Origin of the sequence: Actinospica acidithermotolerans (genome assembly GCF_018139625.1) — a bacterium.
Classification (GTDB): Bacteria; Actinomycetota; Actinomycetes; order Streptomycetales; family Catenulisporaceae; genus Actinospica; species Actinospica acidithermotolerans.
Genome location: NZ_JAGSOH010000172.1, coordinates 1 through 11,700 on the forward strand (window position 1 = coordinate 1; position 11,700 = coordinate 11,700).

General features: G+C 70.5%; 9 protein-coding genes and 1 pseudogene. 9 read left to right on the top strand and 1 reads right to left on the bottom strand.

Annotated features, from left to right (window positions below):
- The first annotated feature begins 469 nt into the window (after positions 1–469).
- The 3 genes from KDK95_RS32025 (at position 470) to KDK95_RS32035 (ending at position 4,359) form a co-directional block, all read left to right on the top strand.
- Positions 470–2,668 carry a pectinesterase family protein gene (locus KDK95_RS32025; protein WP_212522097.1) on the top strand — a complete coding sequence of 733 codons (2,199 nt, stop codon included), beginning with the start codon at positions 470–472 and terminating at the stop codon, positions 2,666–2,668.
- Between the two features lie 97 nt (positions 2,669–2,765).
- Positions 2,766–3,323 (top strand): SigE family RNA polymerase sigma factor, encoded by a 558-nt coding sequence (locus KDK95_RS32030; RefSeq protein ID WP_212522098.1) that lies wholly within the window; start codon positions 2,766–2,768, stop codon positions 3,321–3,323.
- A 196-nt stretch (positions 3,324–3,519) separates the two neighbouring features.
- Positions 3,520–4,359: a hypothetical protein gene (locus KDK95_RS32035; protein ID WP_212522099.1), complete on the top strand. Its 840-nt coding sequence runs from the start codon at positions 3,520–3,522 to the stop codon at positions 4,357–4,359.
- Positions 4,360–4,514: 155 nt separating this feature from the next.
- Here KDK95_RS32035 and KDK95_RS36440 read toward each other — a convergent pair whose 3' ends face one another.
- Positions 4,515–5,453, bottom strand: a complete 939-nt coding sequence (locus KDK95_RS36440) for a mechanosensitive ion channel family protein (protein ID WP_212522100.1) — start codon at positions 5,451–5,453, stop codon at positions 4,515–4,517.
- A gap of 621 nt (positions 5,454–6,074) precedes the next feature.
- Here KDK95_RS36440 and KDK95_RS32045 point away from each other — a divergent pair.
- The 6 genes and pseudogenes from KDK95_RS32045 to KDK95_RS36445 form a co-directional block, all read left to right on the top strand.
- A pseudogene (locus KDK95_RS32045) lies at positions 6,075–6,590 on the top strand (HNH endonuclease); the annotation flags it as partial.
- Positions 6,591–6,822: 232 nt separating this feature from the next.
- On the top strand, positions 6,823–7,296 hold the full coding sequence (locus KDK95_RS32050; protein WP_212522102.1) for an SRPBCC family protein: 474 nt from the start codon (positions 6,823–6,825) through the stop codon (positions 7,294–7,296).
- Positions 7,297–7,390: 94 nt separating this feature from the next.
- Positions 7,391–9,463 (top strand): 4-alpha-glucanotransferase, encoded by a 2,073-nt coding sequence (malQ, locus tag KDK95_RS32055; protein WP_443612927.1) that lies wholly within the window; start codon positions 7,391–7,393, stop codon positions 9,461–9,463.
- A 62-nt stretch (positions 9,464–9,525) separates the two neighbouring features.
- Entirely contained in the window at positions 9,526–9,897 is a 372-nt protein-coding gene (locus KDK95_RS32060; protein WP_212522104.1) for a hypothetical protein, read from the top strand.
- On the top strand, positions 9,884–10,249 hold the full coding sequence (locus KDK95_RS32065; RefSeq protein ID WP_212522105.1) for a DUF5130 family protein: 366 nt from the start codon (positions 9,884–9,886) through the stop codon (positions 10,247–10,249). Before KDK95_RS32060 ends, KDK95_RS32065 begins: the two co-directional genes overlap by 14 nt.
- A gap of 626 nt (positions 10,250–10,875) precedes the next feature.
- Entirely contained in the window at positions 10,876–11,385 is a 510-nt protein-coding gene (locus KDK95_RS36445; protein WP_212522106.1) for a GNAT family N-acetyltransferase, read from the top strand.
- Positions 11,386–11,700: the final 315 nt, after the last annotated feature.

Sequence of the window (11,700 nt, forward strand, 5' to 3'; positions counted from 1 at the left end):
ATCCATGCCACCCGCCCCCATCCGCACCGTATCCGATCAACTACCTCCAGTGTATGTGGCGGGTCTGACAAAAGGTGCAGGAATGGGGTTGTGCGGTGAAAATGGTGGGAAATGGAGACTGCGCAATACGGGTGGCAACCTTTCTGCCTCCTTCCTCGACTGAAGGGGCATGAGATCCCGAACGAAGTTCACTGCCGTCGGCGCGTTGGGCGCGCTGGTGGCCCTGAGCGCGGGTGCCGCGCTGTTGGCGCATAGCGCGAATGCCAGTGGAGTCAGTACCTTGCCGGCCGCGACGGGGGATGCGCGGACGGTCAGCCAGCCGAGTGTTCCGGGGGTGTGCGAGACGCTGACGGGCACGCTGACGGCGTCGTCGCGGGCGTTTTCGGCTTCGGTGGAGTCGGCGGCGCCGGACACGAGTCGGATTCAGGCGGCGCTCGACGCCTGCGCGGGGAGTGGGAAGGCGGTGCTGTTGAGCGGCAGTACGCACAGGGACTTCCTGAGCGGGCCGTTGACCGTGCACGCTAAGGAGACGCTCGTCGTCGGCGAAGGCGTCACCCTCTTCGCCTCGCGGAAGGCCTCCGCGTATCAGAACTCAGCCTCCTCAGCGAGTTGCGGGACGCTCTCGTCCAAGGAGGGCGGCTGCAACGCCTTCATCACTGTCTCGGGCGCGAACGCTGGGATCATGGGGGAGCGCGGTAGCTCGGGGCAGGGGTCGATCGACGGGCGCGGGGACGAGTCGATGCTCGGCACGTCGACGAGCTGGTGGACGCTCGCCAAGGAGGCGCAGACCGCCGGGGACAACCAGCAGTCGCCGCGGCTGATCCAGGTCAACAGCTCGAACTCCTTCACCGCGTACGACATCAACCTGCTCAACTCGCCGATGTTCCACCTCTATTACTCCAACGGCACGGGCCTCACCGTGTGGGGCGTGCGCATCGAGACCCCGGCTACTGCTCGCAACACCGACGGCATCGACATCGCCGGGACGACGGACGCGACGGTGTACGACTCGTACATCGAGGACGGTGATGACGGCATCGCGATCAAGGCCGGCAGCGCCGCGACGTCGAACGTCACCATCTCCGACTCGCACTTCTACGGCACGCATGGCATCTCGATCGGCAGTGAGACCAACTCCGGCGTCTCGAACGTGCTGGTCGAGAACAACACCGTGGACGGCGAGGACAGCGCGGGCAACGTGTCCGGCTCGGACAACGGCCTGCGCATCAAGTCCGACGCGTCGCGCGGCGGCTCCGTGCACAACGTCGAGTACCTGAACAATTGCCTCACCCACATGAAGGCGCCGCTGGTCTTCGACACGCGCTACTCGTCGAGCTCCGGCTCGGACATCCCGAACTTCACTGCGATCACGGTCGAGGGCGTGGTGTCGGTGAACTCCCTGTCCGGCGCGAAGAACGACCTCGTCGGCTACAGCTCGACGTATCCGCTCGGGCTCTACCTGTCGCACGTGAAACTCGACGCGACCGGCTCGACCGCCGAGTACGCGAAGGTGTATCAGTACGACTCGAACCTCACCGCGTCCGGGACCGGCGTGTCGGTGAGCGCGCTGTCCTCGGCGGCCGGTAGCTACCCGACCTGCAGCTTTCCGTCCGTTCCCTCGGTGACGGCGGCGACCGCGTCGGCCGCCTCGACCACGGCGACCACTTCGGCGACCACTTCGGCCACCGCCAAGGCGGCCGCGGCCGCGGCCGCGTCCGCCGACACGCTCACCGTCGGGCCCAGCGGCAGCGGCGCCTCGTACACGAGCGTGCAGGCCGCGGTGAACGCCGTGCCCGCCAACAGTTCCAGCACCTACACGATCAAGATCGCGGCCGGCACGTACCACGAACAGGTCACGGTGCCCGCGGACAAGCCCAACGTCGAATTCCTCGGCGCCACCGGCAATCCGGCGAATGTCGTGATCTCGGACGACATCGCCAGCGGCACCGCGAAGTCGGGCGGCGGCACGTACGGCACCGAGGGCAGCGCGACGGTCACCGTCGACGCGGCGAACTTCACCGCGAAGTACGTGACCTTCAAGAACTCCTTCAGCCCGGTCAAGCACCCGTCGATCACCGCCAAGCAGGCGGTCGCGCTCAACGCCGACGGCGACCGGCAGACCTACGTGGACGACGTCTTCTACGGCCACCAGGACACGCTGCTCGGCTGGGGCTCCTCGTCAAACACCACCCTGCGGAACTACTTCTACGACTCGACCATCGAAGGCGATGTCGATTTCATTTTCGGCGACAACGCAATGGTCTTCGACCACTCCACCATCGACATCCTCGATGACGGATTCTCCAACGAGGGCGCGATCACCGCGGCAGCGACCTACAGTGCGAATTCGTACGGCATCCTCGTCACGAACTCGACTGTGACGACGTCGAACACCACGACGAGCTGGTGGCTGGGCCGCCCCTGGGAGCCGGCCAGCGGCATGGTCCCGCAGGTGGTGTTCCGCAACACGTCGCTGCCGTCGGCGATCAACCCGTCGACGCCGTGGACGGACATGGGTTCCGCGACGTGGCAGAGCGCGCGTTTCGACCAGTACGACGACAGCGGCGCCGCGGCCTCGGCCGGGCCGCAGCTGAGCAGCTCGACGGCCGCGTCGTACACCGCGCAGAAGTACCTCGCCGGTACTGACGGCTGGGACCCCGTGCTCTGACATATCGGAATTCCCGGCTCCGCCGGCCGCGGTTCACCGGTGAATCAGCGGTCGACGGAGGCGGGTTCACAGATTGGCTTGCTAGAGTCCCATGCTCATGGCAGCGACCGCGCTCGGCGCGACGGACAACGCCGCGCGCCAGGCGTTCGACGTGTTCTTTACCAGCCACCACCGGGAATTCGGCCGGCTGGCCTATCTGCTGTCCGGCGACCAGGACGCGGCCGAGGACATCACGGCCGAGGCCTTCGCCCAGGCCTGGGGGCGCTGGGAGCAGGTCTCGCGCGCCGACTCGCCGTCCGCGTACGTGCGGCGGATCGTGGTGAATCTCGCCGCGGACCGGATCCGGGGCCTGACCAGGGAGCGCAAGGGCCGCCGGCTGCTCGGCGCGACCTGGAGCGAGCGGACGCACGGCCCGGACGTGGCCGCGGTGGCCGACGTGCGGGCGGCGCTGCGGCAACTGCCGGAGCGGAAACGCGCCTGCGTCGTGCTGCGTCATTACTACGGGCTGAGCGAGCAGGAGACGGCCCGCACGCTCGGGATAACGGTGGGCACGGTGAAGAGCCAGACCTCGCGGGGGGTGGCCGAGTTGGCCGCGATGCTGGGAACCGGCACGGACGGGACGACGACGGAGAGGAGGCGGCGGGGTCGTGGCTGAGCGAGGCGAACAGGATCCGGACCGGGATCGGAACCGGAATCGGAGCAGTGATAAGAACCGGAATCGGAGTAGTGATCGGGACCCGAATTGGAGCAGTGATCGGGACCCGAATTGGAGTAGTGATCGGGACCCGAATTGGAGCAGTGATCGGGATCGGGAGCAGCAGGGCGGCGATCCGGAGCTCTGGCTCGGCGAGATGCTGGAGGCCGCCGCCGACGAGTACGAGCCGGACGCCGACCGGCTCAAGGCGCTGGTGGCCGCGAGGATCGCGCAGCAGAGCGAGGAGAGCGAGGCCCGGACCACGCGGCGCACGCGTGCCCGCGGCGGCGCGTCACGCCGCGGCGGGCTCGGTCTGCTCGGGCGGCTCGGCCTGGCCGGGATTCCGGCGGGCGTGGCGCTGGCCACGGTCGGTGCCGCGGCCGCGATCGCGGTGGGCGCGACGGCCACGATCGCCGTCACGTCCTCGAACGGCCATCACTCGGTGACCGTCGCCGCGCCGACGCCCAGTCCGAACCCGGGCGGCTCGGCGCCGCAGGGCTCGGGGCCGAGCGAGAGCGCGAGTCCGGCGGCGACCACCGAGGCCACCCGCCGGGCGACGGCCGCCTCCTCCAGCGCCACGAGCAGCGGGTCGCCCGCGAGCCCGTCCGCCTCCGCGCTGGTGGCCGGGACATCCTCGGTCGGCCAGGCGAGCAACCCCAACTGGTCGGAGCTGGACCTCTCGGTGACGATCAAGCAGCCGCTCACCGCGCTGCATGTGACCGTGAAGGTCTCGAAGTGCAGCGGCCTGTCGAGCACCGGATCGTGGAACTCGGGCGCGAGCGGCGAGTTCACCGAGGTGACGACCACGGACTCGGCCGGCTCGATCACGTACGAGTTCGAGCTGGCCAAGGGCGATACGGCCACGCCGGGCACGCTCACGTTCGCGGTGCAGTTCAACCACGCGACCAGTGGATGGGCGCCGCAGGACGACACGTTCTACGTCTCGGCCCGCACCGCGACCTCGACGAGCGCGTCCTCCATCGGCGGAGCGTACTGAAGGGTAAGCAAAAAGCGCGCTGAAGTGTTCTAAAAAGTGCTGAAGCGTACTAAAGCGTACTGAAGCGAGCCGATCGTGCCGCGACAGGAGCCGATCGTGCCGCGACAGGAGCCGGTCGCGTCGTGATGGGAGCCGTCACGTCGCGCGGGAGCCGGTCAGGCTGCGACCGACGCGACCTCGATGCCGGCCGTGTCCAGGGCCAGCTTTATCCGGTGCCGCAGTTCGCGGGTCACCTCGAAGTTCTTCTGCGGCGCCGTCCTGGCCTGCACCCGGATCACCACCGCGCCGCCGTCCAGGTTCTCGATGCCGAGGACCTGCGGCGGCTGCTCGTCCAGGAACTTCGGCCGCCAGTCCTTGTCGGCGTACATCTCCTCCGCCATCACGGACAGCACCTCCTGCACCCGGCCGAGGTCCGCGCCGTAGCCCACCGGCACGTCCACCACCGCGCGGCCCCAGCCCTGCGACTTGTTGCCGACCCGGGAGATCGAGCCGTTGCGCACGTACCAGATCTGGCCGTCCACGTCGCGCAGCTTGGTCACCCGCAGACCCACCTCGATCACGGTGCCGCTGGCCAGGCCGGTGTCGATCACGTCGCCGACGCCGTACTGGTCCTCGAAGATCATCGTGATCCCGGCCAGGAAGTCGGTGATCACGTCCTTGGCGCCGAGGCCGACCGCGACGCCCACCGCGGAGACGGAGGCCAGCAGCGGGGTGATCGAGATCTGCAGCACTGAGATGATCATGAGCGTGCCGACGGAGAAGATCACCGTCGAGCTGACCGACCGCAGCACCGAGCCGATCGCCTGGGTGCGCTGCCTGGCCCGCTCGGTCGCGACCAGGCCCGAGCCCTCCAGCATCCGGCCGGCCCGGCTCTCCGCCACCTGCGCGGCGTGCCGCACCACCTTGTTGATGGTGCGCGCGATGAACTTCCGCAGCAGCACGCACACCAGGATGATGCCGAGGATCTTCAGGCCGTTGTTCAGCAGCAGCGAACCGTGCGCGTCGACCCAGGTCTGCACGTCATGCGTGGTCACGGCCGTGGGGGTGACCGAGGGCGTGGGCGTGCTGGAGGCAGCGGCGGCTATCGCGGACACGGGTCGGTGAATCCTCTCGCTCGGACGACCGACAATTTAGCGGATCCGGATGAGCGGGCACCGTGCCCGGCCACCGGCGCCCGAAGCACCCGACCGGCGCCGCGGGGCCCGCGACCGCCCCCACCGGCGCGTTCCACCGATCCGTCGGCCGATGGCCGCCCGCCGGTCCCCCCTTGTTCGGCCCGGCGTGGCCGACGCCGGGAATCATCCGGTTCGGGCACCGGCGGGAACGGATCGGCGCACCCGGACGTTGACTACCGTTGACCGCACTTCGGCCGCGAGACGAGGCTGCGAGCAGGCTCGCGGCGTGCGCCGGAGTGAAAACACAGTGGCGCGGGAAGAACTCCGACAGCCACACTAGGTTGTGTGCGGTCGCCGCAGGCGGCCGCGCAGATGATGCCCCGCGAGGGGCGACGCGGTCGGGTGTGTGATTGCCAGCCCGGGCAGGGTCTCCAGGGGCCCGGATCGGCCAGGCAAACCCGGCGCGCGGCGGAGGGGCCATGGTTCCGTCATGGCCGTACCGCCCGCGGGTTCGACGTAGACGGACACCGGCGTCGTCGGTCGAGGGGTACCCGGAGTCCGGTGCGAGCCACGTGCCGGGCGCTGACGAAGGAGCCTCCGTTGCCCCATTCGCTGGTCCTCAACGCATCCTACGAACCGCTGTGCGTCGTTCCGCAACGCCGCGCCGTGGTCCTCGTCCTCAACCAGAAGGCCGTCACGCTCGAAGGCACGGGCGCCAGCCTGCACGCCGCGGGAGCGCGCGGAGTCGGCTGGGAAGTGCCGGCCCCCTCCGTGGTCAAGCTCACCCGGTACGTCCGCGTCCCGATGCGCCGCGGGGTCCCGCTGACCCGCCGGGCGATCTTCGCCCGCGACGGCGGCCGCTGCGTCTACTGCGACGCGCCCGCCACCAGCGTGGACCATGTCTTCCCGCGCTCGCGCGGGGGCCAGCACGCATGGGAGAACGTCGTGTCCTCCTGCCGGCGCTGCAACCACGTCAAGGCCGACCGCCTGCTGGGCGATCTCGGCTGGCGGATGAAGCGGCCGCCGGTACAACCGAACGGATCGGCCTGGCGAATCCTCTCGTCGGGTCGCACAGACCAACGCTGGCTGCCGTACCTGCGCGGATACGGCGCCGACGTGGATCTTCTGCCGTTCGAGGCCTCCGGCCCGAGCGGTCTTTTCGTCTCTGAAGACCTTCCGGACGGGGTCACGGTCGCCGCCGAGCCCCCCGTCGCGGCGGTCGCGTCCGTCGCGCAGGTCGTGAAGCCGGGCGTCCGCCCGGCGATCAGCCCGCTCGCCGCCTGATCGAAGATCGCGCTTACGTCCCCGCCGCCGAGCGGGGACGTAAGCGTGCCCGAGGGGATCGCGCATGGCCGGTAGATACGAGTTGGCGCTCGCCTCCGAGGCCGCCACCGTGACCGCGGAACTGCTGCTGCCGGGCGTGCCCCCGGGCCGGGCGCTCGCCGCGTTCACCGACCCGGAGATCGTGCGGAGCTGGTGGACGGCCGAGCTGACGGTCCACCTCGTCCCCGGCGGCGAGTACCTCGCCCGCTTCCCGGCGCTCGGCCAGACCATGATCGGCGTCGTCGAGCAGTACGAGCCGGGCCGCCTGCTCGCCTTCACCTGGGGCTGGTCGCACCAGCCGGAGGCGGCCGGGCGCTACGGGGTGACGGTCTCGGCCGAGCCCGCCGCGTCCGGCGAAGGACCCGGCACCCGTCTGGAGGTCGTCCACGCCCCGCGCGCCGGGGCGGAGATCGCCCCCGACGACCCGGCGCCCGGCGAGCATCTGGCCGGCTGGGAGCACTTCCTGCCCCGAATGGCCGCGAGTCTGACGGCCTGTTGAATCCCGAACCGTCGAGGTCCGACCGCCGGATATCCGAGCCGATGAGATCGCAACCGGCGCGCCGGGGTTTCCCCGGACGGCTCGGCACGGAAGAATTACCCGCATGAGCCCGGGGCCCGATCTGCTCGCGCTGGCCCGCGCCTACGGCGTGGCCACGGAATACCACGACTGGCGAGGCCGCCGGGTGGAGGTGCCCGCGACCACGCTCATCGCCGTGCTCGGCGCCTTCGGCGTGCCCGCGAGCACGACCGCCCTGTGTCGCAAGGCCCTGCGCAACCGGCGGATCCGGCGTCCGCTGCCCTCGTGCATCGTGCTGCGCGCCGAATCGACCGGCGGCACCGGGCGCGGCGACGAGGTCACCGTGCACGCCGCGGCCGACGCCGCGCCGCGGCTGTGGATCGAACTGGAGAACGGCGGCCGCCGCTACGACGTCTCCCCGGTGCGCACCCGGACGAGCGAGGTCGAGGGCTTCGCCGAGTACGACTACGCGATCCCGCCCGGCCTGCCGCTCGGCTGGCACCAGCTGTGCGGGCACTTCGGCGGCGAATCGCACACCTGCCCGCTCGCCATCGCCCCGAACCGGCTGGAGACGGCCTCGGCCGGCGGCCGCGGCCGGGCCTGGGGCTTCACCCTGCAACTGCACGCCATCCGTTCGCAGCAGTCCTGGGGCATGGGCGATCTGGCCGACCTCACCCAGTTGGCCCTGCTCGCGGGCAATGACCTCGGCGCCGGGTTCCTGGTCATCAACCCGCTGCACGCCTCCAGCGGCGTCCAGCCGATCGACCCTTCGCCCTACCTGCCGGCCTCGCGCCGCTACCCGGACCCGGCGCATCTGCGGATCGAATCCACGCACGAATACGCGTACGCGCCGCCGCAGGTCCGCAGGCAGGTCGACGCGCTCGGGGACGAACTGCGCAAGGCCGGTCCGGCGGGCGACCTGATCGACCGTGACGCCGTATGGGAAGCGAAGATCAGCGCCCTGCGGCTGCTCTACGAACTGCCGCCCGCGCTGCGCGGCCCGGGCCGGGACGCCGACTACCGCGCTTACCTGCGTCGCGAGGGCGAACCGCTGCGTACGCACGCGACCTGGATGACGATCGTCGCGCGGCACGGCCGGGACGAGGCGAGCTGGCCGCGTGGCCTGCGCAACCCGCAGAGCGCGCGGACCCGCTCGTTCCAGAAGGCCGAGGCCGCCGAGATCGACTTCCACTGCTGGCTGCAGTGGCTCCTCGACGAGCAGCTGGCGGCCGCGAAGACCGCGTGCGGCCGGGCCGGGATGCCGTACGGGATCATCCACGACCTGGCCATCGGCGCCCAGTCGAACGGTGCCGACGTGTGGGCCGACTCCGAGGTCTACGCGCACGGCGTGATGGTCGGCGCTCCGCCGGACGAGTTCAACCAGTCCGGTCAGAACTGGGGCTCGCGCCCCTGGCGGCCGGACAAGCTCGCTGAGACGGGCTATTCGTCGTACCGGAAGATCCTCCAGGGCAACCTGCGCCACGCGCACGGCCTGCGCATCGACCACGTCATGGGCCTGTTCCGGCTGTGGTGGATCCCCGAAGGCGCCACCGCCGATCAGGGAACGTATGTCACCTACGACCACGACGCGATGCTCGGCGTGCTCACGCTCGAGGCGCACCGCGCGGGAGCAGTGCTGATCGGCGAGGACCTCGGCACGGTCGAGCCGTGGGTGCGCACGTCGCTGGCCAGCCGCGGAATCCTCGGCACCAGCGTGCTCTGGTTCGAGCGCGACTCGGACGGCAAGCCGCTGCACGCCGCGCGCTGGCGCACCGAAAGCCTCGCGACCGTCACCACGCACGACCTGCCCCCGACCGCGGCCGTACTCTCGGGCGACGCGATGGATGCCACCGACTGGCTCGCCACCCTGCGTCACGAGGGCCTGCTGCGCCGGGGGGCGGGCGAGCCGGAGACCGTCGACGCGCTGCACAGGTACCTCGCCTGGACACCCGCGCGTCTCGTCGGCGTCTACCTGCCCGACGCGGTCGGCGACCGCCGCCCGCACAACCTGCCCGGAACCGACGCCGACACGTACCCCAATTGGCGGTACCCACTGGCCGACGGAGCGGGCGCGCCGGTGCTTCTCGAGGACTTCGCGAGCAACCCCCGCGTGCGCTCGCTGGCCCGCGCGCTGCGCATGCTGGGTTGATCTTCGCCGCGAATACACGACCTGGCTGCATGGCCGGGACACGAGTCGAGTAACGTTGAGCTGTGACTATCAGATCAGCAAAGCGTTCCGCGGTGCGCGCCGGGACCGTGGCCGCGCTGACCGCCCTCCCGCTGCTGGCCGCGGGTTCGGCCTTCGCGGACAACTTCCAGGGCGAAGACGCGGGTCCCCGACTGTCCGTGCTGGCCACCATCGGGATCTTCGTCGGCATCCCGGTCGCCCTGTTCCTGCTGATCACCTTCCTGGTGATGCTGCCGTCGTGGATCAAGGGCGACAGCAACCGGACCGAGATCGGCTGGGACGCCAAGACCGCCGCCAAGACCGAGGGCGGCGCCCCGGCCGAGGACGCGGCCGAAGGCCAGGCCAAGGCCGGCGCCGCCTCGAGCGGAACCGGTGGGGCCAGTGGCTCCTGGTGAGGCGACGGTGATCGAGTCCGCGCAGATCCAGCGGGCCATCAAGATCGCCGAGAAGCGCACCGGCCTGAACTGGTCGGTCTTCGTCGGCGACCTCGGCGCCGAGCCGCGCGCCGAGGCCCTGGCCAGGCACGGCGCCCTGGGTCCCGCCGCGGCCGAGTCCGTGCTGCTCGCCGTGGACCCGGCCAAGCACCGGCTCGAGATAGTGACCGGCTCCCGCGCCCGCAAGCGCCTGGACGACCGCTCCTGCGCCCTCGCCGCCGCGAGCATGGCCGGCACCTTCGCCGTCCGCGACCTCGACGGCGGCATCGCCCGCGGCATCCTCGCCCTGGTCGAGCACGTCCGCCGCGGCTGAGCCGTGAACCGGCGGCAGGTTGAGGGTCTGAGCAATTGAGCGGCTGAGCAGCTGAGCCGTCGGACGCCGGGCGGTTGAGAGCCGAGCGCCAGGTCGCTGAGGAGCTGGGCATCTGGATGCCGGGCGGCTCAGTAGCCGCTGGCCGAGTGCCCGAACTCCGGGCGGTCGAGTAGCTGAGCGCCGGGCCGCTGAGGAGCTGAGCAGTCGGACCCCAGGCGGTTGAGTTGCCGAGCGCCGGGCCGCTGGGCAGTTGAGCATTTGGACGCCGGGCGGCTGGGTAGCCCGTCGCCGAATGCCCGAACTTCGGGCGGTCGAGTAGCCGACGCCGGGCCGCTGGGCAGCTGAACGCCGGGCCCCTGAGCCGAATAGGCGTTCGGCCGTTCGGGGGATGGGTGGGTAGATCCACTCGCGGCCTCGCTCGGATGGTGGATGAGCGGGGCCGAGGCGGGGTGGTGTCGGGGGCGCGGGCTTGCGATCCGTAGGCGGCCGGCCCGCACGTGGGAGTCCCGAACGTGGGAGTCCCGAACGTGGGAGTCCCGAACGTGGGAAGTCCCGAACGTAGGAAGTCGCGCACGCCGACGAAAAACCCGTAGCCCGCGGTCGTGTTCGATGCGAGCATCGCCGGGGTGACGACGACGATCAGGGAGTTTCACCCGGGCGACGCTCCAGCGCTGTGGACCCTCAGCACCCTGCCGAATGTCGGACGCACCGCCGACCCGACGGTGCCGATCGAGCTACCCGCTGCTTCCGCTGCACCGATCCAGTTCGCCGACCTGGCCGACATCCCCGCCAACTTCATCCGGGCCGGCGGAGCGTTCCTCGTCGCCGAGCAGCACGGCCATCCTGTCGGCATGGGCGGATTCCGCCCGAACTCCCGTGGCCAGGCCGAAGTCCTGCGCGTTCGGATTCACCCCGCACTGCGCCGAACCGGCGTCGGCCGCGCGCTCATGGAAGGTCTCGAAACCCGAGCGGCGGCTCGCGGCTTTCAGGAGATGTTCCTGGACACGGCAACGAACATGCCCGAAGCAATGGCCTTCTACCAGGCGCTCGGCTATCAGGAGTCGGGTCGGGAGACGCGCCCGGACTGGTCATGGACGCTCGTGTACTACACCAAGCAGCTCACGCCGTCCCGGTAGAACCCGTCCAAGTAAGGCGCAGCCCAGGTACACACCGTCCAGTGGGCGCCGTCCCGGTAGACACCGTCCAAGTAGGCGCCGCCCCGGTAGGCACCAGGACGGACCGGCAGGCGGGGTGGAATTCGGCCGCGCCGATCGGCGAATCTACCTTGCAGCGCTTGTCGCCAGCAGTTCCTTCAGGAGGTCCTCCTCGGTCGCGCCGCGTCGCCAGTAGCCGGTGAAGGTGACCCGCTCGCGGTCGAAGCCGCGGCCATCCGCTCCGCCGGCGCTCCCGTCACCACCCCCGCTCCCGTCACCGCTCCCGCCCCCGCTGTC